Source organism: Sulfitobacter sp. S223, from assembly GCF_025143825.1.
Classification (GTDB): Bacteria; Pseudomonadota; Alphaproteobacteria; order Rhodobacterales; family Rhodobacteraceae; genus Sulfitobacter.
Genome location: NZ_CP083560.1, coordinates 317,965 through 340,254, shown reverse-complemented (window position 1 = coordinate 340,254; position 22,290 = coordinate 317,965). Strand labels below are relative to the sequence as shown.

Sequence of the window (22,290 nt, the reverse complement as noted above, 5' to 3'; positions counted from 1 at the left end):
AACACTGTCATTTTCTATAATGGCAGGTTTGCAAAAGAAACTCAGCCCGTGATGCTGCGTCTTTCTGCGACGCTGTAACCAAGCCCCTCTAGCACCGTGTCGGTTTCACCGCCAATAGCTCCGGGCTGCGCGGGCTCACCTGCCTTACTGCGGCTGAACCGTGGCGCAGGCGCGGCCTGAAGCACACCGTTCGGTGCAATAAAGGTTTCGCGTGCCTTCATGTGCGGATGGAACTGCGCCTCAGAGAAAGTCAGAACAGGTGCCACGCAAGCATCGCTGCCTGCAAATATGTCGGCCCATTCATCCCGGCTGCGCTGCGCAAACGCCCGTTCATAAAGCGCGCGCCGCTCAGGCCAGTGTGCTGCGTCATTCTGCGTTTTTGAATGTTCGGCCGGTAGATTTGCCTTTTCCAGTAACAACGCGTGGAACTGCGGCTCTAGCGCGCCTACAGAAATATAGCCGCCACACGCACAAGTATAACACCGATAAAACGGGGCGCCGCCATCAAGCCAATTCGTACCACGTGTTTCGCTCCACGCGCCTTGCGCAAGCATCGCATGGATCAATCCCATCATCGCCGGGACACCATCAACCATGGCAGCATCAACGACCTGCCCTTTTCCCGAAACGCTCCGCTCGATCACAGCGCTCAGAATTCCCAGCAGCAGAAACATCGTACCCCCGCCGTAATCCGCCACCAGATTTAAAGGTGGCACAGGCGCGCGGTCTGCATCGCCCATCGCATGCAACGCACCGGTAAGCGCAAGATAGTTGATGTCATGCCCCGCGGTTTGAGCCAGCGGGCCGTTCTGGCCCCAACCTGTCATCCGCGCATAAATCAATCGCTCCGGGCAGGTCTCGGGGCCCATTCCCAGACGTTCCATCACACCGGGTCGGAACCCTTCAATCAGCACATCACTGGCAGCAATCAGACGCCGCGCGGCCGCCAATCCGGCTTCTGTTTTGAGGTCGAGCACGACAGATTTCTTGCCGCGCCGATTTATGTCAGTCGGATCTGCTACAGCGGCCTTGCGGTCCACTGTGATCACCTCGGCGCCCAAATCAGCAAGCAATTGTCCGGCCAACGGGGCCGGTCCAAGACCCGAGAATTCAACAACTTTCAAGGATGCAAGCGGCCCTGCCATCACAGAACCCCCGGCAGCGCCACGTCCCGCGCACCTTCTTCGAAATCCTTAAGCGATAGGGGCCAGACCACACCGGGCCAACGCAGCTCCATCTCTTTTTTGCGGGGGCGGTAAACGGCCGTGTACAACGTCCCGAACCCGTGACTGAACGCTGTCGAATATAGCGGTGGGCGCATGAATGCGTTGATGAATTTTTCTTCAGGGTCCTGATGCAGGCGCAACCGTTGCAGCAGAAAACGCTCACGTTCAACCGTGGCGGTGAAACGCGCATGACTGATCCATTCCACGTTTTCCTGATGGTTTGTCGCCACTGCGGCATGGGTAATGATCGCCGGTCGGTCCGGCGCCATCATAACAGTCAGATAGTCACGTTTGCGGTCCAGTACAGTGACGTTGTAGCTCATATGCGTAGGCACACGCGCCAACACCTCGCCTGCCTCTTGGGCGGTTTCGCAGGTTTGAAGAACATATCGCAGGATCAACGGCACGCCGAACCCCTCACCCACAACGCGCCTACCGCCGAAAGTAAGCGAGATCGACAATCCCTTGTCATTCACCCCGTCCACAAGCCCCCAAAGCCCGTCAGACGTGCCCATTACAGCGCGCCCCATCCACCGCGTCCGCAACACGAGGCTGTCAAAGGCCTTTGGGTTATAATCATAATTCCGCACCAACACCGGCTGTTTGCCTGCCCAGATTGCCTGAGAGCAGCTCGCCAGATAGGGGGGCGGTGTGTAAAAGCTCAGGAAACGCGCGGCATGATCGCCACCGCCGGCCAGTTCGCACAGTTCCTCGTACAGCGGCACCATCTCAGGCATATGGGTCCGCAGCGCGCGCAGGCTTGCGGCATAGGTCGGGCGGGCAGTCTCACCTTCTTTGAGCCACCACGCCCGATAATCGGACCAATATTCGCGGAAAAGCCCGGCCCATTTCGGGCCGGGCAAATCCTCAGAGATCGCACGCCAGTACATAGCGGCCTTTCTAACGGATTTGTCTTACAGGATCTTGAACGCCGGATCAGACAACTGCGGATCAGCCGAGGCAACCGGCAGCGGCTTGCCGTCTACCGCGCTCTTGATCCCGTGAATCCACTTTTTCGCCCGTTCGTTCAACTGGAAGCTCTTCGTCATTGAACGACCACGCGTCACAAGGATACCGATATCGGCACCTTCATAGCGGTAATCACCCGGCTGCAGGATGCGCAGGAAGAAGGCTTCGTTCTCGCTCTCGACTGCACGGCGGTGATAGTCGAAACGATCCCACACAACAGAGCCGTCTTCACGCATCTTGTAGATGCCTGTCTCGGGTGACTCGGTGCAGATATCAACGCTGTCCTTCGTGTGCTTGATCACCATTTGCGACCAGCTGTCGATGTTCTCCGGATCCGCCCAGCGCGCGTTCAGTTCGTCCACGTTAAGGTTGAACTTCTTCTTCGAGAATTCCAGCAGGTGGAACAGGAACAACGGCGCATCCGCGTGGGCAAAGGCCGCGTGGTTGGTCATTGAGGAGGCACCTGTAATCCGTGGGTTCAGTTCGCCCAGCCAAAGATCGCCGGTCTTCTTGTCGATCAGGAAGTCCAGTTCGAAATATCCGCGATAGCCTTCCTTGCGCAATTGCTCACCAAACTTGAACGTCAGATCACGTGCTTGCTGGCGCACTTTTGGCGGGAAGGCCGTCGAGAGAATCTCGTTCCCGCACCAGCCGCCACGATAAGGTGTCAGTTCGTTAAAACCGACAAGCTCCGTCATCAGAGGGCCAACAATGGTCCCTTCTTTGGTGGCACAGGCTTCGATCGCAGCGCCGCGGCAGTTAATCCGCTTCATGATCTTGATCTCACCCTCGCCGATGATCTCGGACTGGTGACGGCGAAAATCTGCTTCGTTTTTAATGAAGAAGGTGGTGTGACCACTGTCGCCAAAAGCCGATTGCAGAACCAGATCATGCCCGATGCCTGCTTTCTCACAGGTCTCGCGCAGGTTTTCGTACGATGTAACTTCGGCCAGCGTATTCGGCACAGAAGGCACGCCCGCTTTGTTGCCGATGCGCACTGTCTCGATCTTGTTGTCCATGGACTGACGCAGCTTGGCCTTGGGGAACCATACATCCGCGCCCAATTCTTTGGACAGGCGTTCGGTTTCTTCGTCGAACATCAAGAAGACGAACTTGGGTTTGCCGCCCCGCTTTTTGATGAAGTCGATGACTTCCTTATGCTGGAGCAGATAGTTGTTGATGTCCTCGATGGACTGGAACTCTGCATGGGGCTGTTCGGACGGGCAGAACACGTTCGGGTGCTTGCCCCCGTAACAGTCGATGTAGCAGATGTATTTGAAATTCTTCACCCATTCATCAAGACCCAACAGGTTAAAGTTGGTCGCCGAGATGAAATAGACCGGATCTTCGTTGCGGTGAAAGAACCGGCGGATTTCAGAAATGTTTCTCAGAACGGTAGCCATTGGTATGCTCCTTGTCTTGGTAATTAAGCCGAGGCTTTCTTGGATGATTTTGCGGGCGATGCGGTCGCACCTTCAAGCGCTTCTTGTGTAAATACACGCAGGCCCAGATCAGGCCGGTAGCCGTGGATTTCGCTGACGTCGAGTGCGCGCATGAACGATAGGATTTCCTGACTGATCACCTGACCCGGCACCAAAATCGGGAAACCCGGCGGGTAAGGAATGATGAAACTGGCCGAAACGATCGTTTCGCCCCGCGTCATCGCCTCTTTCAGTGATCCGTCAAGCTCCAGATAGTCGCAGTTCTTGTCATTATACGCGAGGAAAAAGGCCTTGCGAATATCGCCTTCGCGGCTGTTACCGCTTTCCAGAAACGCCTTGTGAAAGCGGCTGAAGTCAGGCAGCGGCGGGCAATTTTCCAACAGGTTATTGACCCGTTTATCAAAGGCCAGCTTTTCCATGCCGGAGGCGTCGTCGTTCAATTCGTCCAGCGACTTGGCGATCTCAACCAACACCTCGATCAGGTAAGCAACGCTGGACCGTGTCGTCCCGATGTTGGTCATGAACAGAACCGTGTTGCGTGATGTCTTGTTGATCTGGATGCCGTATTTATCCATCAACACCTTGTTCTTAAAGGTATCACCATCCCAACCGGTACCGCCAACCAGCAGCGTTACGCGGCTTGCATCCAGAACGAATTCGTCTCGTTCCCAGCAATCCCACAGATCCGTCCAGCCCTGTTCCGCATCATAGTAGCTGGTCACGCCGCTTTCGCGATGCTCTTCGGGAATCATGTCTCCCGCAGTGAGTACCTTGAAATACTTCTTCAACAATGGGTGGTCAGAAATCGCGCGCCGCATGGACATGGCCGCTTCGATCTGACGCTGAACAAACTCAAACCCTTCCAATTCAACCTGACGTCGGCCCACATCCAGCGATGCAATGATCTGGTAGTTCGGTGAGGTAGAGGTGTGGGTCATGTAAGCTTCGTGGAAGCTCTGCTCTACCTCGCCTTTGAAATCCTGATCATTGACATGGATCATCGACCCCTGACGCAAAGATGTCAGCGTCTTATGCGTAGATTGCGTTGAATAGGCCCGCACCCGCGCAGTTGGCGACGGGATAAGGCGTGTTCTCAGCAGGGTTTCGTGATCCGCATCTTTCAGCTCTTCCTGCTGCGCCTCATAGGCTTCGCGGTGCGCCTCGCTTTTGAATTTGGCACGCAGGACGTTCGCGGCGTTCATCGCAGTTCGTTGGCGGTACGTGGGATTGAAACGGGCAAAAGCGAACCATGCCTCGTCCCACAGGAATATAAGGTCTGGTTTGATCGCCAAACATTCCTGCATCACGCGTTCTACATTGTACACCAGACCGTCGAAGGTACAGTTCGTCAGCAGCAGCATCCGCACGCGGTCCAGCTTACCCTGCGCCTTCATCTCCAGCAGGCGTTCCTTGATCTCTGACAAAGGCACCGCGCCGTACATCGAGTATTTGCTGAGCGGATAGCTATCAAGGTAGCTTACCTGTGCCCCGGCCAGCACCATGCCGTAATGATGGGATTTGTGGCAATCACGGTCCACCAACACAATATCGCCCGGCTGCAACAGCGCCTGCACAACGATCTTGTTACAGGTCGAAGTACCGTTGGTCGCAAAGAACGTCTGTTTCGATCCAAACGCACGGGAGGCAAGCTCTTGCGCCTCTTTGATCGGGCCTTGCGGCTCAAGCAGACTATCCAGCCCGCCGGACGTAGCCGAAGTTTCAGCAAGGAAGATGTTAGGGCCGTAGAACGCCCCCATATCCTGAATCCAGTGTGAGCGGGTGATAGATTTCCCGCGACTGATGGGCATGGCATGGAACACGCCTGTTGGCTGTTTCGAATATTCGACCAGCGCCGTGAAGAAAGGCGATTTATTCCGCGCCTGCACACCGCGCAAGATATTCAGGTGCAGCTCCATAAAGTCTTCGGAGTTGTAGAAGACCCGTCGGCAAATCCCCAGATCAAGGCCCGCGATATCTTCGACCGACCGCTCCGTTACCAGATAGGCGTCCAGTTCGGGACGGACCTTTGCAATCATACGGCACAACTCTGGGCCGTAGTTTTCCGGCGGTATCGCGTCGATCTCGTCGCGGCCACCTGCACGGGCCAGATAGCGGGTCAGAATTTCCTCTACCTTGTCCGATTGCAGCACCAATCCGGGACGCACGACGATGGCCTGAATGTTGTGATTAAACAGCACGGCAATCAGCGCATCTTCAATCGACGGAACAACAACGGCTTCGTAGATAAAGGGATCTTCGGGGCGGCGCATGCTGATCACATTGGATTTCAGCCAACGTTCCTGATGCTCGTTCACATTATCAACGATCAGCACTTCGAAATAGGGTTTAGATAGCGCCCGCATTTCAAGGCTCTGATGCGCTTCGTCGTCTTGTTCATCCTGATCGACACTATCGCGCTCAAGCGGGATGTGGCGGCGGCGGTATGCGCCTGTGGTTAGCGCCCGCGTGATCCGATTGACGGCAAAACTGACATCATCAAGCTTTCCCTGTTCGAAATGACGCCGGATCAACGAAAAGGCGTGTTTGCCCGGAAAGGCCCAATAGGCCTCCATCATTCCTAACGAGTCAAAGAGGTTTTCAATTGCGCCGCGCAGCTGTGAAGCTTCGCCTGCACTAGGACTGCGCGTCAGTGCGCTTGTCGCTTCGCGCAGGGCACTCCATCGGTCGGATCGCAGCTGTATCGCTGACGAATAATCTCTCATCGCATGCATCGGTCGTTCTCCGCTTAGTAAGCGCGGCCGGGTGTGCGATGAGGGTGGGACAGGTTTCGCGCCTGTCCCGCCTGCATACAGCCCTAGCCGCTGGTTGTGTCATTTCCCGAAGACCCGGTCAGAATACCGGGTTTAACGGGAGGATTTGGCATCGCCGCCACAGGGGCGCCGGTAGGTGTTGTTTCCCCCTCAGGCACAGCGGTGCCTGCGGAGGGGTTTGGCAAAGGTTCGTCAGGGAAGGCAGGCGGCACTTTATAAGCAAAGCCTGGCAGGCTGTCTTGCCCGCTTGTTGAAGGCGCGTACGGCACCCGCATTGCCGGTGCCATCGTGTCAAGACCGGCTGTTGTTCCCTTTTGCGGGATTGCAAGTGGCCCCAACGTCTTGAGAAACTCGTCAGTGCCGCTGGCACGATCATAGACCGAAAAGTCCACTGACCGGTCACGGAAAGATTTCAGGACCTGGCCCAAACCTTTCATGCCGGTTTCGCGCTGACGGCGCACCATATCGAGGTCAACTTCGATCGGGAACATGTCTTCCTGACCGGCAGACTGGTGAAGCACCATCGAGGTCGGATCGACGACGCAGGATTTACCGACCCCGCCCGCGCCAAGACCGTTGACGTCAATGACGTAGCACTGGAACTGCGCCGCCGTGGCCCGTGCAATCGCAAGCTCGGCGTCGCGGTCCGTTGTCCCTGTGAGAACGGGGTGCAGCAGTACTTCGACACCTTGGCTGGTCAACTGGCGCGTGGTTTCAGGGAACCACATGTCATAACAGATCGACAGGCCGAACCGACCGACTTCTGGTACGTCGAACACGCAGAAATCGGTGCCCGCAGCAATACCGGATTCGTATGGCCGGAACGGGAACATCTTAGCATAGCGGCGGATGATCTCACCCTGCGGGTTGATCACCACAGAGGTATTATAGATGCGACCGTCTTCAGGATCAGTGATGAACATCGAACCCGGGATCAGCCACACGTGGTGCTTGAGCGCTGCGGCCTGAAATTTCTCCAGCGCATCGTTTTGGGGGGGCAAGGCGTATTGGTCCAGTGGGCCAAATGGCGCAAGCTCCGAGAAGAGGACCATCTGGGTCCACGGGAAACGGGCCATCAGGATATCAAGCCGCTGGATCATGCCATCGACGTTGGGCTGCAGCGCGTTGACGTACATTTGTACGCCTGCAATTGCGAAAGGTGTCATATCTGTTCACTCCGGAAACAACGGCTCTGGCCGTTTGAATTGGTCCATACGCCCTTTGTATAGGGAGTGGAACCATTCAAACTGGCATATTCCGTAACGGAGCAAATCTTAGCATATGTCATCTTCAAGTAGGTGATTTTATGCCGCCGCCGTCTTGCGCGGAGTGCGCGAATTCCGGCCCCGCTGTAACATCACCACCACGCCAAGCAACAAAAGCGCCGGAAGGAACATCAGATATTTGCTTGGCTGCGGTTCCGGTTTGAGCACACGAAGCACTTCCTGATCCCAATCAAGCCCCGCGCTCTGTGCTGCAGAGTTGTAGGCCACATCATCAATGATCAGCTTGTCACCATCCTGCCGGAAAACTAGTCCTGCATTATCAAGCCGTTCTGCGCCGGTCGCACCCTCACCCATGGGCAGCAGCGCCACGAATTCCAGTGGATCACCCAGATCATTCACTCCAGACACCCGCAGACGCAATGTCTCACCTGCCGGTGTTCCCTCAGCGGCCTGCGCGATCTCGCTTGAGGCGACTTCGGAGTAAGGAGGTGCAACCATATCCATCCAGAACCCCGGACGGAACAGAGTGAAGGCAATCAACAACAGGGCAATCGTCTCATAAAAGCGATTCTTGGCAAGAAACCAGCCTTGGGTCGCTGCTGCAAAAAGCAGCATAGCCACTGTGGCCACGATAAAGACGAATATCCCCTGCGCCCAGGTAACGTTGATCAACAATAGTTCGGTGTTGAAGATGAACAGGAACGGCAATGCCGCCGTGCGCAGCGAATAGAAGAACGCAACCACGCCCGTCTTGATCGGATCACCGCCCGACACAGCAGCCGCCGCAAAAGACGCAAGCCCCACCGGTGGCGTAACATCTGCCATGATACCAAAATAGAAAACAAACAAGTGCACGGCAATCAGCGGCACAATCAGGCCGTTTTGTTGGCCGAGTGTGACAATCACAGGCGCAAGCAGCGCCGACACAACAATATAGTTGGCCGTTGTTGGCAGCCCCATTCCGAGGATCAGCGACAGCACAGCAGTCAGCGCAAGGATGGCAAGGATATTGCCGCCAGAAAGAACCTCGACCACATCTGCAAGGGCCGCTCCAACGCCAGTCTGGCTTACTGCGCCAACGATAATACCGGCAGTCGCGGTTGCGATACCGATCCCGATCATGTTGCGTGCGCCAGTGACCAATCCGTCAATCAAGTCCAGCAGCCCGTCTTTGATGTCGTTGCCAAGCTGGCTTTGACCACGGAAAATCGCCATGAGCGGGCGCTGTGTTACCAGAATAAACACCATGTAGGATGTCGCCCAGAAGGCAGACAGGCCCGGCGACAGACGGTCAACCATCAACGCCCAGACCAGCACCACGACCGGTAGGATGAAATGCAAACCGGAGCGGATCGTCGGACCGGGCAGCGGCAATGTTGTGACCGGTGCATTCGGATCATCCAGCTCAAGCGGCTTTTCCTTCGACGCAACATAGAGAAGTCCCGCATATACCGCCGTCAGGAAGACGAAAATGATGTATCCCGCTGTTTCGGGGAACACAGGACGGATCCAGCCCATCAGGTAGTAGACGCCAAAGCTCAGCGCGCAGATCACAGCAATGGTAAAGGCGATTGACATCAGCCATGCGACCCAGGGCTTGGGCACAGTCGCGCGCGGCAGGCCTTCCATGCCGGCCTTCAGCGCCTCAAGGTGCACGATATAGACTAATGCGATATAAGAGATGACGGCAGGCAGGAACGCGTGCTTGACCACATCGAAATAGGGAATTCCCACATATTCGACCATCAAGAACGCTGCCGCACCCATAACCGGTGGCATGATCTGACCATTGACCGATGAGGCCACCTCGACCGCGCCGGCCTTTTCAGAACTAAAGCCCACCTTTTTCATCAGCGGAATGGTGAACGTCCCCGTTGTCACCACGTTCGCAATGGAGGAACCAGAGATCAGACCCGTCATGGCAGAGGAAACAACAGCCGCCTTGGCCGGTCCACCCTTCATATGCCCCATCAAGCTAAACGCCACCTGAATGAAATAGTTGCCCGCGCCTGCACGGTCCAACAACGAGCCGAAGAGCACAAACAGGAACACGAATGATGTCGAAACACCAAGCGCGATACCAAAGACACCCTCGGTGGTGATCCACTGGTGGTTCACAATTTCTGACAGACTGTTGCCTTTATGGGCGATGATGCTGGGCATATTCGGCCCCAGCACAGTGTACATCAAAAAGACGGATGCCACGATCATCAGCGCGGGTCCCAGCGCGCGACGCGTCGCTTCCAGAAGGATCATGATGCCGATCACAGCGACCACATAGTCCTGCATGATTGGCGCACCGACGCGGTCTGCAATGTCACGGTAGAAGAAGAACAAATAAAGCGCCGCAAGTGCGCCGGCAATGGCGAGCGCCCATTCCCAGACGGGAATGCGTGACTTGGGCGACCCAAGGACAACAGTAGCGGCAACAGCGATGGCGGGGATCGGAATCCACCAGACGGCAACACCGTCTTTGGCAGCGATCATAAACAGGGCCGCAAGGGCCAGAGGCACCACGATGCCCAGAATGATCTGGAATTTCGTGCGTGCGGCAGGGAAGGCAAGAATGCCAAGAAAGACGGCAAATCCAAGATGGATAGAACGCGCCAACGTGTCGTTAAACAGACCGAAGGGGGATGCGATATATAGCTGGAACAAGGACCACGCCAGCGCAGTCAGCATCAGCAGGACACCGACAGGTCCTCCGACAGATCGACCGCCCGTGTCAGAGGAAGCGACCAGTTCGTCAAGCTCGGTCTGGTCCAGTCCGCCGCGCCCTGCTGCTTCTGCTTCTACAGCCGCTGCTTGTTGTTGGTCCGTCATGGCAATGTCCCCTGTTGAATGCCGCACCTTTCAAGGCGCGTGCTGGTCTTCGCGTTTTTACGCGAAGCCGTCAGAGCGGCAGACAAATCCATCTGCCGCTCCGCTTGACATCAGTCGCGGTGTTTAGTCGATCCAGCCACGTTCTTTGTAGTACTTCGCGGCACCGTCATGCAGCGGTGCGGACAGACCAGCAGAGATCATATCCTCTTCTTTCAGGTTCGCGAACGCTGGGTGAAGACCCTTGAAACGGTCAAAGTTATCAAACACAGCTTTAACAGTCTGATAGATGGTCTCTTCGTCCACATCCGCTGAGGAAACGAACGTCGCCTTAACGCCGAAGGTGTTCACATCGGCGTCCGTGCCTTTGTACATGCCGCCGGGAACAGTGGCTGCCGCATAGAACGGGTTGTCGTTGATCAGACCGTCAATCTCTGGACCAGCAACAGTGACCAGCTCGGCGTCGATTGTGGATACCGCTTCCTGAATGGAACCATTCGGGTGGCCAACCGTGTAGATGATCGCATCTACTTTGTTATCGCCCAAAGCTGCGGCCTGCTCGGCTGGCTTCAGTTCGGATGCCAGTGCAAAGTCATCCAATGTCCAGCCTTTGGCTGCCATGACAACTTCCATTGTGGCGCGCTGACCCGAACCGGGGTTACCGATGTTGACGCGCTTGCCCTTGAGGTCATCGAACGTCTTAATGCCGCTGTCCTTACGGGCGATCACGTTGAACGGCTCACCATGAACAGAGAACACAGCGCGCAGGTTTTCGAATTTGTCGCCCTCAAACTTGGACGTGCCATTGTAGGCGTGATACTGCCAGTCAGACTGCGCCACACCCATGTCCATATCACCGGCTTTGATCGCGTTGATGTTAGCAATCGAACCACCTGTCGATGGCGCGGTACATTTCAGGCCGTGATCGGCAGAACCGCGGTTGACCAAACGACAGATCGACTGCCCTACCACAAAGTAAACACCGGTCTGACCGCCAGTGCCGATGGTGATAAACTTGTCTTGTGCGAAGGACGCAGTGCCCGCGAGCATAGCGCCGGCAAAGGCCCCTGCTACGGTCATCGTCTTGAACATTTTCATAGTGAAATCTCCCGTTTTCATACTAGAGCGCGGCGAGATCCGCCGCCTTGTTTTGCTGGAAACTCGGTTAAACTTTTCCACCCGCAGCAATGCAGGCTGGCTTTGTTTTCGCCAAATTTCCGTTTCGGTTCAAAAGCGCTATTTTAAGCGCTTCATCCGAAATCTTTCTCAAGCCTAGGCAGCTTTTAGAAAATGAGCAAGCATTCCCTAGAACCAAGCTCACTTTCCCTGCACATGACTGATTTCAATGCGTTTTCCCGCATGTATTGTGCAAAATAATTACGCAAATAGAATCGGAATGACCCAAATAGCAGTCACGTCAACTGCTCTGCTTACCCTTGCCAAGCAGCCGCGTAATACGCTCTAAACTTCTGCACGCTATCAAACCCAGATTATTCCGGAGACCTCCATGCAAGATTTGTCCAATCTCACCCGTTTCAGTACGTTTGCAGGGGTAGTGGTTCTTGCGGCTTTCAGCCTCATCGCGATGCTTGTCTGGTCGGGCTGGTTCGTGCTCCCGCTTGTGTTTTTCGGGGCTCTTTCGGCTTTGGGTTTTCAAGACATCCGGCAGCCGTCCCATTCGATATTGCGCAATTATCCAGTGCTGGGCCACATGCGCTTTTTGTTCGAAGGTATCCGCCCGGAAATTCGCCAATATCTGCTGGAAAACGATCAGGACGAAGAGCCGTTTAGCCGTGATGCGCGCTCGCTTGTCTATCAACGCGCCAAAGGGCAGGAAGACGCCCGCCCCTTCGGGACGCGTATGCGGGTCTATGATGCCGGTTACAGCTGGGTCACCCATTCCGTTCAGCCGACCCACATCACCGATACCGATTTTCGCATTACGATTGGCGGAAAGGACTGCAAGCAACCTTATCTGGCCTCTATCTATAACATCTCCGCAATGAGCTTTGGGTCACTTTCGGCCAATGCGATTTCTGCGCTGAATAAAGGGGCAGCAAAAGGTGGGTTTGCCCATGATACCGGTGAGGGCGGGATAAGCCGCTATCATCGCGAAGCGGGTGGCGATCTGATCTATGAAATCGGATCGGGTTATTTCGGTTGCCGGACAGAAGATGGTCAATTCAGCCCCGAAAAATTCACGACGCAGGCGGCCAATGACCAGATCAAGATGATCGAGCTCAAACTGTCACAAGGCGCCAAGCCCGGACATGGCGGGATGCTACCTGCCGCGAAAATCACCCAGGAAATATCGGATGCGCGTGGCGTACCGATGGGGCAGGACTGTGTTTCACCCGCGTCACACTCTGCCTTTTCAACACCGATCGAGATGATGGAGTTTCTGGGCAAACTTCGGGATCTATCAGGCGGCAAGCCCGTCGGGTTCAAGCTTTGCATCGGTCACCAACGCGAATTCATGTGCATGGTCAAAGCAATGCTTGCCACAAACATCATCCCTGACTTTATCGTCGTTGACGGTACTGAGGGGGGCACAGGCGCGGCCCCGCTTGAGTTTGCCAATCACGTGGGAATGCCAATGGTTGAAGGCCTGACATTCGTGCACAACACCCTGCGCGGCGCGGGTATCCGCGACCAGATCAAACTGGGCGCAGCAGGCAAGATCGTTTCAGCATTTGATATTGCACGCGCTTTGGCGCTTGGGGCGGACTGGTGCAATTCGGCGCGCGGATTTATGTTCGCTGTGGGCTGCATTCAGGCACAGGCCTGCCACACAAACCACTGCCCTGTTGGGGTCGCTACGCAAGATCCGCTGCGCGCCCGCGCGCTTGATCCAGAACATAAATCGGTGCGTGTCGCGCGTTTCCACCGCAACACACTAAAGGCATTGGGCGAGATGACAGGCGCCGCTGGCCTGTCCAAGCCAAGTGATTTTCTTCCCCACCACCTGATGCAACGACAGTCAGACCGGTCAATGGTGCAAGGCAATCAGGCATTTCCTTACCTGCCCGAAGGCTTTCTGGTCGACGATCACGCAGCCGATCACATGGGCTATAAGGAACGCTGGTCGCGCGCCAGTGCGGAGACCTTTAATCCGCCGGAATATGTCTAAGGCAATCCAGCGCAGCGAAAGCAGTCTCAAACCCTTCAGGTGCGGCGGTCACCACACGCCCCTCCTGTGCGCAGCGGGTGACAAGAATGCCGGGTTTTGGCATCTGTGCATCGCGCGCCATTCCCACAACACCCGAGCCATGGAGCATATAGGTTTGTGAGGCAATCGGCAGCGATGCATAGCCTTGCCACAATGCCAGATCCACCGGACCACCGAACAAGCCTTTTGCCATCAACCGTACCCGCAATTGCGCGCCTTCCGGCGCACCGCTCAATATCCAGATATGGTCGCCGAAACCATCTTGGGGCACTTCTGCCCCCACTATTCCGGTCATACCAATTTGCAAAGCTCCGGCTTCCTCAAACGCCCCAACCAGCTGGCCAAAACCCTGCCATTCGATCCGCCTCAACTTGGTCGTGATGAGCTGCCCACCGCTCCAAAATCCGCTGACCGCAACGGCTTGCCCTGCTTTCACTTTGACGTTCGGGGGTAGATGCACCTGGGTCCCCATAACGTTGGCCGAAGCATCCGAAACATCCCGCATCGGTCCTACAATCGGAAATACCTCCAAAATCCGCGAGGCCACAAGCTGCCCGCCCACGGGACGCACCACAACCGCAAGAGTATCTCCCACTGCAATCTCGTGTCCCGGTCCAAGGGGGCTGATCACCGGTACACCCTGCGGGACAGAGATTTCGCGACCGGCAACTTTCAGTGGGGAGACACCCTCGACCACACCGGAAATGCCCAGTCGCACGGCTTCTTCAGCCTGCGCGGCAAGGCCCAGCATCGTCACAAGCGAAAGCAGCAAAACACGCATCATGCGATCCCCCTTCGCAACGCTTACCCAAAATTGCGGGCCAGCGAAAAGCAAAAACGCGCGGAGGTTTCCCTCCGCGCGCCAAAGTCTCAATAGTGAAGTGGATGCTTACCGCGCTGTCTCGTTGACCGCCGCAACCAGCGCCTCTTCGAAGATCGCCAGACCTTCGTCAACAATCTCCTCGGAGGCTGTCAGCGGGACCATCACGCGAATGGCGTTACCATGCATGCCACAGCTCAACAGCAGCAGACCACGATCCAGAGCATGTGCAATCACACGTTTTGTCAGGGCCCCGTCAGATTTGATGGTTTCGAAATCCGTCACGAACTCAACTGCGACCATCGCGCCGAGGCCGCGAATGTCCCACATCCGGTAGGGGGCAGCACGCGCACCAATCTCGGCGAAACGCGCCTTGAGCTTGTCACCCATCGCGATTGACTTGGCCAGCAGACCTTCGTCTTCAATCGCTGTGATCGCGGCGAGCGCTGCGGCACAGGCAACAGGGTTGCCACCATAGGTGCCGCCCAATCCGCCCGGATCCATCGCATCCATCACGTCGGCACGACCGATCACACCAGCCAGCGGATAACCACCCGCCATTGATTTCGCTACAGTGATCAGATCGGGTACAACGCCAGAGTGCTCAATCGCGAACCATTTGCCGGTCCGGCCAAAGCCTGCCTGCACTTCATCCGCAATCAGCATGATGCCATGCTCGTCACAAATGTCACGCAGCGCAGTCAGCATTTCGAACGGCACTGGTGTGTAGCCGCCTTCACCCAGAACCGGCTCGATGATGATCGCCGCGATGCGGGAAGGATCGGCATCGGTCAGGAAGAGGTTTTGAAGGCCTGTCAGTGCGTCCTGAACGGTGATGCCGTCGCGCACATTCGGGAACGGCGCACGGAAAACATCAGCAGGGAACGGTCCGACGCCCTTTTTGTAAGGGGACACTTTGCCGGTCATGCCAAGCGTCAGCAGCGTGCGGCCATGATAGGCGCCGGTAAAGGCGATGACGCCGGGACGGCCGGTCGCAGCACGCGCAATTTTCACAGCGTTCTCGACAGCTTCTGCACCGGTTGTGACCAGCAGTGTTTTCTTGGGCGCATCCCCGGGGGCCAGTGCGTTCAGTTTCTCTGCCAGTTCCACGTAGGGTGCGTAAGGCACAACCTGAAAGGACGTATGCGTGTACTGATCTTCCTGCGCTTTCGCAGCAGCAATAACGCCAGGGTGACGGTGGCCCGTGTTAAGAACACCAATACCGCCGACGAAATCGATGTACCGCTTACCTTCGACATCCCAAAGCTCAGCATTTTCTGCATAGGATGCATAGACTGGCGTAGCAGAGGCAACGCCACGTGGCACAGCAGCTTCACGGCGCGCCACCAGTTCGGCGTTTGTATACGTCACTGGAACCGCAGGTTCGACAATAGCGATCTGGGGCTTCTTCTTTGCGCTCTTTGCAGAGCCACGTTTTGCAGTGCTGGCCATGGACATAATCCTATATGAGTGAAAACCAGACGCGGCAGACCCGCGTTTAATAAATCCTTTTGCCCTGTTTAATTTAATTGTCAATCAGGATAATTCGGGCACTTGTACTTTTCGCTGAGGGGTGGTCATTTCAGGCAAATCGCCGCCGACGCGGACCACCGTTACAACATCAGGAAACGCCCCCTTGGACATTGGCCAAAGACTGAAAGAAATCCGCATGCAACGCGGTCTGTCCCAGCGGGAGCTTGCCACCCGTGCGGGCCTGACAAACGGAACGATCTCATTGATCGAAACAGATAAAACGTCCCCCTCAGTGGCGTCACTCAAGAGCTTGCTTGACGCTATCCCGATATCGATGGCCGAATTTTTCGGTTCGATCGAAGAACCAGATAGCCCAAAGATTTTCTTTCGCGCCGATGAGCTGACGCAGGTCGCACCTGTTGGTCCCGGTCAGGTGTCACTGCGGCAATTGGGCAACTCCCGACAACACACGCTTCAAGTCCTCCATGAGACTTATCCGCCCGGCGCCGATACAGGCCCTGAATTTCTGGCCCATGAGGGCGAGGAAGCGGGAATCATTACTCAGGGGCAGATCGAATTGACCGTCGGCGATAGTGTTGCCTTGCTTGGCCAAGGTGACGGATACATTTTCGACAGCCGCCAGCCACACCGGTTCAGGAACATCGGCACAGAGCCATGCGAAATTGTAAGCGCACTAACGCCGCCGGTGTTCTAGCGCGGCAACCATCAAAACCGCGCCTATTCAGATAGAAAAAAGGCCCTCCCGCACTGGGAGGGCCTATGGACCTCTAAACTGACAATACCTAACCTTGGCCGTTGTGCCGTTGGTTGTCGCGGCCATTGCGAGGGGAATTATCCTCGTCAAAGCGGTTGCTGTCAGAAGAATTGCGCGTTGAAGTCATCGCAATCACTATACCAGCGACCATCGTCAGGATCATGAGGCCGCCGAGAAACATCTCAGTCGTCATTTGCGCCTCCTTTTCCTAAGCGTTCACAAAAAGAACAGCCCCGGAGCCGCATCGTTCCCAAATTGTTTGAGATTCATAGCATCTGATCATGCGACATTCTGCTGCACCATGCATTGTCATACAGCCGCGCGATGCGAAGATTTTAATAATCGTAGGCCATTTTGTCCGTCAGCGGCACCGGGAAATCCAGCTCGAGGCGATACAGGTCCTCATCTTCTTGGAGGCTCAACGTCCCGTTCAGCTGCCGCGCGAATGCCTGAATAAGCTTTGATCCAAGGCCCGTGCCGCCTTCTACTTTGTCGCCTGCGGCTGTATTCTCGATAGCCAGCAACGCCCGCTCTTCTCCGACATATCTAAGACTGACGAGGATCTGTTTTTTACCAGACGTATTGCGGGCGACATACTTGAGCGCGTTTGTCACAGCTTCGGACACCAAAAGCGTTATTGGCGCCGCATCATCGGGACCAATCATGATATCGTCGTATTCCTCAACCAGCTTGATTCCGGAATGCGGCGCCATGCCCACAGCAAGGTTCTGCGCAACAATCTCGCGCAGAAGAACACCCGCGTTCACACGGGTCATTTCGTTATCCTGATACATGCTCTTGTGAACAGTCGCGAGGCTTAGGATTCGGTCCTGCAAGCGTTGCAGGACACGACGGTTTGCATCCGTAGGCGCCTGTCGGATCTGCATATTCATGATTGATGAAATAAGCTGAAGATTGTTCTTCACGCGGTGATGCACTTCTTTGAGAAGAATATTCTTCTCGCGCAAACTGTCCTCTAGGCGCGCCTCATCCTGCAAAATAGAATTCGCCATACCAAGGAACGACGCCTCCATGGCCTGAATTTCCATCGGAACGCGGTTACCCAACGGCACGCGCGGCAGCGTCCTGTTCAAAGCAAAGTGGCGCATCTGGCGGCCCAGCTTTCGTATGTGGCCAATCGCCAATCGATTCAACGCCCAGAATGCCACAACAAGGCTTGCCAACCACATGACGATTGGCAGCAGCGTGGACACGCGGCCCGAGAAATCTGTCTTTAATAGAGGTGTATCAATGGGCCAGACGCTCATGGCGTAAACCGTGTCTTGCAGCATGGGTATCAAGGCATAAACACGCTGCTGTCCGCCGACGCTTTGGGCAGTAAAGACTTGCCGACCTGTGCCTGAAAATTGCTCAAGATCATAGACTGCAGGCAACTCCTCCTGCGCAACTTCGGCTCCTTGCTCTGCCACAATCATTTCGCCAACATTATTAAATATCAGCAGCGCTTTAGGAGAAGCATCACGCTCCTCCGGCTCCTGATCTTTAAGAACATTCTGGTCTATCGAAATGAAAACAAAGCCGGTCATAACGCCTTCTTCGATGAGAGGCACGGTAACGACAACAACCGCAGCGCCGGATATGGCTCCTTTGGCGACAGAGGAAACCATTACCTCTTTCCGCTCCATAACCGCCTTGTAAACGGCGCTAGAGTTCAGCTTGTACTGCGATCCGGTTGAGGAACAATTCATCACACCGTCTGCCTGCACATACCCCACAAGCCGATACTGCGATGTACCCTCTTTGTAGCTTTTGAGGAACGCCGAACACCGCGCCGGATCATCCCGCGCAAGCGCCACAATAGCCGCAAGAGCACGTCCGGCACCTAGGGCTTCTTGTAGGACAGTCCGCTCAACGGCAGCGGCCTGATCTGTCACTGCAAGCAATGACAGCTCTGCCGTTCGCTGACTTTGCTCTGCGATTTGACGCGTCTGTTGGACGGCAATCAAACCGATAGGCAGCAAAGCCAGCGATAGAAACAGGAGAACCCGAAAGGCCAGGCCGCCAAAGAAGCTATTGCGCAAAAAGCCAGAAGTCATGATTTAGAAACTTGCGACCTTCGAAGCCGAGAGCACGGACATTGTCGCATCGTCCGTCATCTCCATCGCTTCGTCCTCATTCAAGCCCATCAACTCAGCCAGTTGCGCACGCGCACGATTGGTCCGGCTTTTGATGGTGCCGACTGCGACACCGCACATCTCGGCCGCTTCTTCGTATGAGAAACCCGATGCACCGATCAACAGCAACGCCTCGCGCTGCTCTACCTTGAGCTTACCCAAGGCGACCCTAAAGTCGTTCATCTGCAGGTGACCGTCATGTGCCGGTTTTTCTGCCAAGCTTTCGGTAAACACGCCATCTACGTCGGAGACTTCACGTTTAGCCTTCCGCCGGGACGAGTAATATGTGTTCCGCAGAATCGTAAACAGCCAAGCGCGCATATTTGTGCCTACTTGAAATTTGTCGATGTTTGTCCAAGCTTTCACCAGAGTATCCTGAACCATGTCATCCGCGACAGAACCGTTGCGTGTCAGCGATATTGCAAACGCACGCATTGCTGGCAGGTGTTCTACCAACTCGTCACGGGGGTCAGAGCCGCTCATTCGCGTTTACCCTGTTCTTCATCCTGCTGTTTAAGTTGGTCCAATAGCGATTTGAAGCGGTCCGGAACCCCTTCATCAACGGCTTCCTGATAAACACGGCGTAGGTTTTCATCGATTACCCCGTGCTGCTCCTTGCTGTGGCTCTGTCCTGACATCTTACCTCGATCACACAAAAAATTCAAAAATACATCCTGCTTTCGGAACCAAACGCGTGTTGAGTGCGTTTGGTTCCCGAAAAGATTAAAAAAAGGACTGCACGAATGACGGATGCAACATCAACCCAAAGCGTCAGCGATCAGCTTGGAATGTTTATCCCCTATTTGCGGCGTTATGCGCGCGCTCTTACCGGTAGCCAAACCAGCGGGGATAACTTTGCCGCAGCTTCGCTTGAGGCCATTCTGACAGATCGCTCTGTATTGGATGGAACTGATGTGAAAACAGGATTGTTCCGGGTCCTTTACGGAATTTGGTCCAGCGCGGGCGCGCCTGTTGAAGATGGTGAATCTGGCGCGCGCGCGCGCGCTCAGCGCCATCTGGCCAAGCTTACAAACAACAGCCGCGAAGCTTTGCTGCTGTTTACGATCGAAGGATTCTCCTACGAAAGCATTGGTACAATCATCGGCGTTGAAACCAGCGAAGCAGAAGAGCTCGTTGCAATCGCCCGTCGTGAGATGGCTGATAGTGTGACTGGCTCCGTCATGATTATCGAAGACGAAGCTATCATTGCGATGGATATCGAAAGCATCGTCGCAGACATGGGTCACCGCGTCACGGGCGTTGCGCGGACGCGCGATGAGGCGGTCCAGCTAGGTCGCGCCGATGTGCCTGACCTAATTCTTGCGGATATCCAGCTGGCCGACAATTCCTCTGGGATTGACGCGGTGAACGATCTTCTGGCCGAGTTCGGCCAGCGTCCGGTTATCTTTATTACCGCATTCCCGGAACGCCTGCTGACCGGCGACAAGCCTGAACCGGCCTTCCTGATCTCCAAGCCCTATACTGAAGATCAGGTTATCTCCGCAGTGAGCCAAGCGATGTTCTTCTCTTCTACAGAGACACTTCACGCCTGATTTCAACTGAATCCAGACAAAAGCCCTGCCGCATCGTCGGCGGGGCTTTTTTGTTGGAACATTGGTGTGCGCGGCGCGTTGGGCCAGTGAAACATAACACACCAAGGAGATACACCATGGCCAAAGCAAACCTTTCCCTCACAGGCAACGACGTATCAGTTGAAGACCTGTCCGCCCAAATCACCACTCTGAAAAACGATCTGGCAACTTTGACCCAGACGATGGCTGATCTTGGCGCTGCCAAGACGAACGAAGCCAAAAAAGCCGCGGCGAAGACAGCTGAAGACCTGCACAGCGCCGGTCGCGACAAGATTCTCGAAGCTCAACTTCAGGCCGAAGATTTTGTGCAAAAGCAGCCGGCAACATCGCTGGGTCTTGCAGCGGGCCTTGGCTTTCTGGTCGGCATCCTGACGGCACGTCGCTAATATGCTGTCCCACCTTGTAGCAAGAGTACGCGTACAGGTGGAACAATCGGCGCAAACAGCTGCAATCGGGCTGTTTGCGTTTATTGCTCTGTCTGTGGGGCTGGTGTTTTGGACGATGGCAGGTTGGCTTTTCCTGCTGACAGTCACAACGCCACTGAACGCCGCTGTCATCTTAGCAGCTGTCTATACCGGCATAGGACTTATCGCCCTCGCAATGGCGTCGGTTCGCCGCAAGAAGCCGGTTGTTCGCCCTGAACCTGTCGCCGCTGCGCCTGACGCCTCGCTTGAAGGGCTATTAGCTGCCTTTATGACCGGGATGAACGCAGGTGCGCGAACGCGCTCTTGATACTGTCCAGCAAGCTATCGGACGAGAAGGGCGAGGAAAGGACGTTAACACCTGTCGGGAAATCGTCTTTCGGCGTATCGCTTTCCGACAACAAAACAGCCGCAGATGACGTGTTGTGCGCGTCTGTTGCATGAACTGTTTTGACATACTCGGCAGGATCGCAAGAACCGATGATGATTGCCGGGCCGTCGATTTCTCTCAGAAGGTCCACCAGTCCTTCTAGCGCATCGACACACAAGGCTAGGCGCTCAAACTCATGTAAAATGAGGTCGCGAAGATCCATGAGCACGATCGGATCGTTCTCAATGATAATAAACTCAGGCATGATTTCACTAATGTTCATCGAAGTTCACTAACCCAACGTTTTGGTTCACTCCATTAACTATGACACATCGGAGCATATTTTTTTATGACAACGCAATGCAAATTCTGTCCACTGAACCGCAAGGATGCATTTGTTAATATGTCAGCCGAAGAAGTGGGTTTCATGCAAAAATTCAAGGTGGGCGAACTGACGGTGGATCCTGGCACGCCCATCCTGATGCAGGGTTCTAACGCACCCCAATTGTTCACAGCACTTTCCGGGATGGGCATACGCGAAAGACATCTTCAGAATGGCGCACGTCAGGTCATCAATTTTGTTTTTCCCGGAGATTTCATTGGGCTACAGGCCGGGCTCTTGGGGGAAATGGGACATAGCGTCGAGGCACGTACGCAGATGCGACTGTGCGTCTTCAACCGGTCAGAGCTATGGAATTTTTTCAAGTCCCACCCCGAACGCTCCTTTGACGTGACATGGCTTGCCGCAATGGAAGAGAATTTTCTTGGTGAAAGCCTGTCCAGCGTTGGCCAGCGCACGGCAGTCGAAGCGATCGCTTGGGCCATGGTCAAGATTTTTCAGCGCGGCCAGTCTCTTGGTTTTGTCACGAACAACACGATGGATTTGCCGTTCACACAGCGTGATGTAGCGGATGCTATGGGTTTGTCGCTTGTTCACACGAACAAAACCATCTCGCGCCTCAAACAGCAGCAGCTGGCGTCTTGGTCAGACGGACAACTTCAGATCAACAGCCTCGAAGCGCTTGCAGAGATCGCAATGACCGAACTACGCCCGCTTGCCAGACGGCCCCTGATCTAACG

At 55.3% G+C, this 22,290-nt stretch carries 20 protein-coding genes; 6 read left to right on the top strand and 14 right to left on the bottom strand.

The genetic code is table 11. The features are described 5' to 3' along the window. Positions 1 to 41: 41 nt before the first annotated feature. From K3757_RS01650 to K3757_RS01620, 7 genes are all read right to left on the bottom strand, one after another. Complete coding sequence (locus tag K3757_RS01650) at positions 42 to 1,145, bottom strand: CaiB/BaiF CoA-transferase family protein (protein WP_259998701.1); 1,104 nt, start codon at positions 1,143 to 1,145, stop codon at positions 42 to 44. Then, positions 1,145 to 2,116: a C45 family autoproteolytic acyltransferase/hydolase gene (locus tag K3757_RS01645; protein WP_259998699.1), complete on the bottom strand. Its 972-nt coding sequence runs from the start codon at positions 2,114 to 2,116 to the stop codon at positions 1,145 to 1,147. Before K3757_RS01645 ends, K3757_RS01650 begins: the two co-directional genes overlap by 1 nt. 24 nt (positions 2,117 to 2,140) lie before the next feature. Beyond that, positions 2,141 to 3,598 carry a biotin carboxylase gene (locus K3757_RS01640; protein ID WP_259998697.1) on the bottom strand — a complete coding sequence of 486 codons (1,458 nt, stop codon included), beginning with the start codon at positions 3,596 to 3,598 and terminating at the stop codon, positions 2,141 to 2,143. Between the two features lie 23 nt (positions 3,599 to 3,621). Further along, complete coding sequence (locus tag K3757_RS01635; RefSeq protein WP_259998695.1) at positions 3,622 to 6,369, bottom strand: aminotransferase class I/II-fold pyridoxal phosphate-dependent enzyme; 2,748 nt, start codon at positions 6,367 to 6,369, stop codon at positions 3,622 to 3,624. Positions 6,370 to 6,452: 83 nt separating this feature from the next. Next, positions 6,453 to 7,574, bottom strand: coding sequence for a carbon-nitrogen hydrolase family protein (locus K3757_RS01630; protein WP_259998693.1), 1,122 nt, complete (start codon positions 7,572 to 7,574; stop codon positions 6,453 to 6,455). Positions 7,575 to 7,712: 138 nt separating this feature from the next. Beyond that, a complete protein-coding gene (locus tag K3757_RS01625) occupies positions 7,713 to 10,457 on the bottom strand; it encodes a TRAP transporter permease (RefSeq protein ID WP_259998691.1) in 2,745 nt (914 codons plus the stop codon). Positions 10,458 to 10,580: 123 nt separating this feature from the next. Further along, positions 10,581 to 11,546, bottom strand: coding sequence for a TAXI family TRAP transporter solute-binding subunit (locus K3757_RS01620; RefSeq protein WP_409202574.1), 966 nt, complete (start codon positions 11,544 to 11,546; stop codon positions 10,581 to 10,583). A gap of 415 nt (positions 11,547 to 11,961) precedes the next feature. On the opposite strand from K3757_RS01620, the gene K3757_RS01615 reads away from it, so the two are divergent. Next, positions 11,962 to 13,584 carry an FMN-binding glutamate synthase family protein gene (locus K3757_RS01615; protein ID WP_259998688.1) on the top strand — a complete coding sequence of 541 codons (1,623 nt, stop codon included), beginning with the start codon at positions 11,962 to 11,964 and terminating at the stop codon, positions 13,582 to 13,584. On the opposite strand, the gene K3757_RS01610 is transcribed toward K3757_RS01615, so the two are convergent. Both K3757_RS01610 and gabT read right to left on the bottom strand, forming a co-directional pair. Further along, on the bottom strand, positions 13,562 to 14,407 hold the full coding sequence (locus K3757_RS01610; RefSeq protein ID WP_259998686.1) for a hypothetical protein: 846 nt from the start codon (positions 14,405 to 14,407) through the stop codon (positions 13,562 to 13,564). The genes K3757_RS01615 and K3757_RS01610 overlap by 23 nt on opposite strands. Positions 14,408 to 14,512: 105 nt before the next feature. After that, a complete protein-coding gene (gene gabT, locus K3757_RS01605) occupies positions 14,513 to 15,895 on the bottom strand; it encodes a 4-aminobutyrate--2-oxoglutarate transaminase (RefSeq protein WP_259998684.1) in 1,383 nt (460 codons plus the stop codon). A gap of 184 nt (positions 15,896 to 16,079) precedes the next feature. Here gabT and K3757_RS01600 point away from each other — a divergent pair, with 184 nt between their 5' ends. Next, positions 16,080 to 16,631, top strand: coding sequence for a cupin domain-containing protein (locus K3757_RS01600; RefSeq protein ID WP_259998682.1), 552 nt, complete (start codon positions 16,080 to 16,082; stop codon positions 16,629 to 16,631). 88 nt (positions 16,632 to 16,719) lie between these two features. Here the strand turns inward: K3757_RS01600 and K3757_RS01595 are convergent, their stop codons facing one another. The 4 genes from K3757_RS01595 to K3757_RS01580 all read right to left on the bottom strand — a co-directional run bounded on the left by K3757_RS01595 (position 16,720) and on the right by K3757_RS01580 (position 19,464). After that, positions 16,720 to 16,884: a hypothetical protein gene (locus K3757_RS01595; protein WP_259998680.1), complete on the bottom strand. Its 165-nt coding sequence runs from the start codon at positions 16,882 to 16,884 to the stop codon at positions 16,720 to 16,722. A 142-nt stretch (positions 16,885 to 17,026) separates the two neighbouring features. Then, the gene (locus K3757_RS01590) at positions 17,027 to 18,748 is read right to left on the bottom strand and encodes a histidine kinase dimerization/phosphoacceptor domain -containing protein (protein ID WP_259998677.1); all 1,722 of its coding nucleotides are present in this window, start codon (positions 18,746 to 18,748) and stop codon (positions 17,027 to 17,029) included. Between the two features lie 3 nt (positions 18,749 to 18,751). Further along, positions 18,752 to 19,309, bottom strand: a complete 558-nt coding sequence (locus tag K3757_RS01585) for an RNA polymerase sigma factor (protein WP_259998675.1) — start codon at positions 19,307 to 19,309, stop codon at positions 18,752 to 18,754. Further along, on the bottom strand, positions 19,306 to 19,464 hold the full coding sequence (locus K3757_RS01580; RefSeq protein ID WP_259998673.1) for a NepR family anti-sigma factor: 159 nt from the start codon (positions 19,462 to 19,464) through the stop codon (positions 19,306 to 19,308). Before K3757_RS01580 ends, K3757_RS01585 begins: the two co-directional genes overlap by 4 nt. Positions 19,465 to 19,569: 105 nt before the next feature. Here K3757_RS01580 and K3757_RS01575 point away from each other — a divergent pair, with 105 nt between their 5' ends. The 3 genes from K3757_RS01575 to K3757_RS01565 all read left to right on the top strand — a co-directional run bounded on the left by K3757_RS01575 (position 19,570) and on the right by K3757_RS01565 (position 21,150). Further along, positions 19,570 to 20,379 (top strand): response regulator, encoded by an 810-nt coding sequence (locus K3757_RS01575; RefSeq protein ID WP_259998671.1) that lies wholly within the window; start codon positions 19,570 to 19,572, stop codon positions 20,377 to 20,379. A 116-nt stretch (positions 20,380 to 20,495) separates the two neighbouring features. Then, complete coding sequence (locus K3757_RS01570; protein WP_259998669.1) at positions 20,496 to 20,804, top strand: YqjD family protein; 309 nt, start codon at positions 20,496 to 20,498, stop codon at positions 20,802 to 20,804. A 1-nt stretch (position 20,805) separates the two neighbouring features. Beyond that, a complete protein-coding gene (locus tag K3757_RS01565) occupies positions 20,806 to 21,150 on the top strand; it encodes a hypothetical protein (RefSeq protein ID WP_259998667.1) in 345 nt (114 codons plus the stop codon). Here the strand turns inward: K3757_RS01565 and K3757_RS01560 are convergent. Continuing rightward, a complete protein-coding gene (locus K3757_RS01560) occupies positions 21,110 to 21,493 on the bottom strand; it encodes a hypothetical protein (protein ID WP_259998665.1) in 384 nt (127 codons plus the stop codon). The two genes, K3757_RS01565 and K3757_RS01560, sit on opposite strands and share 41 nt — an antisense overlap. Positions 21,494 to 21,559: 66 nt before the next feature. Between K3757_RS01560 and K3757_RS01555 the strand changes: the two genes are divergently transcribed. Continuing rightward, positions 21,560 to 22,288, top strand: coding sequence for a Crp/Fnr family transcriptional regulator (locus K3757_RS01555; protein ID WP_259998663.1), 729 nt, complete (start codon positions 21,560 to 21,562; stop codon positions 22,286 to 22,288). Positions 22,289 to 22,290 lie beyond the last annotated feature (2 nt).

Excerpts from the sequence above, each read along its gene's own strand:
- K3757_RS01595 (WP_259998680.1), bottom strand. The coding sequence starts at position 16,884 with ATGACGACTGAGATGTTTCTCGGCGGCCTCATGATCCTGACGATGGTC.
- K3757_RS01560 (WP_259998665.1), bottom strand. The coding sequence starts at position 21,493 with ATGAACATTAGTGAAATCATGCCTGAGTTTATTATCATTGAGAACGAT.
- K3757_RS01585 (WP_259998675.1), bottom strand. The coding sequence starts at position 19,309 with ATGAGCGGCTCTGACCCCCGTGACGAGTTGGTAGAACACCTGCCAGCA.
- K3757_RS01630 (WP_259998693.1), bottom strand. The coding sequence starts at position 7,574 with ATGACACCTTTCGCAATTGCAGGCGTACAAATGTACGTCAACGCGCTG.
- K3757_RS01650 (WP_259998701.1), bottom strand. The coding sequence starts at position 1,145 with ATGGCAGGGCCGCTTGCATCCTTGAAAGTTGTTGAATTCTCGGGTCTT.
- K3757_RS01640 (WP_259998697.1), bottom strand. The coding sequence starts at position 3,598 with ATGGCTACCGTTCTGAGAAACATTTCTGAAATCCGCCGGTTCTTTCAC.
- K3757_RS01555 (WP_259998663.1), top strand. The coding sequence starts at position 21,560 with ATGACAACGCAATGCAAATTCTGTCCACTGAACCGCAAGGATGCATTT.
- K3757_RS01575 (WP_259998671.1), top strand. The coding sequence starts at position 19,570 with ATGACGGATGCAACATCAACCCAAAGCGTCAGCGATCAGCTTGGAATG.
- gabT (WP_259998684.1), bottom strand. The coding sequence starts at position 15,895 with ATGGCCAGCACTGCAAAACGTGGCTCTGCAAAGAGCGCAAAGAAGAAG.
- K3757_RS01620 (WP_409202574.1), bottom strand. The coding sequence starts at position 11,546 with ATGTTCAAGACGATGACCGTAGCAGGGGCCTTTGCCGGCGCTATGCTC.
- K3757_RS01615 (WP_259998688.1), top strand. The coding sequence starts at position 11,962 with ATGCAAGATTTGTCCAATCTCACCCGTTTCAGTACGTTTGCAGGGGTA.
- K3757_RS01570 (WP_259998669.1), top strand. The coding sequence starts at position 20,496 with ATGGCCAAAGCAAACCTTTCCCTCACAGGCAACGACGTATCAGTTGAA.
- K3757_RS01645 (WP_259998699.1), bottom strand. The coding sequence starts at position 2,116 with ATGTACTGGCGTGCGATCTCTGAGGATTTGCCCGGCCCGAAATGGGCC.
- K3757_RS01565 (WP_259998667.1), top strand. The coding sequence starts at position 20,806 with ATGCTGTCCCACCTTGTAGCAAGAGTACGCGTACAGGTGGAACAATCG.
- K3757_RS01610 (WP_259998686.1), bottom strand. The coding sequence starts at position 14,407 with ATGATGCGTGTTTTGCTGCTTTCGCTTGTGACGATGCTGGGCCTTGCC.
- K3757_RS01635 (WP_259998695.1), bottom strand. The coding sequence starts at position 6,369 with ATGCATGCGATGAGAGATTATTCGTCAGCGATACAGCTGCGATCCGAC.
- K3757_RS01580 (WP_259998673.1), bottom strand. The coding sequence starts at position 19,464 with ATGTCAGGACAGAGCCACAGCAAGGAGCAGCACGGGGTAATCGATGAA.
- K3757_RS01590 (WP_259998677.1), bottom strand. The coding sequence starts at position 18,748 with ATGACTTCTGGCTTTTTGCGCAATAGCTTCTTTGGCGGCCTGGCCTTT.
- K3757_RS01625 (WP_259998691.1), bottom strand. The coding sequence starts at position 10,457 with ATGACGGACCAACAACAAGCAGCGGCTGTAGAAGCAGAAGCAGCAGGG.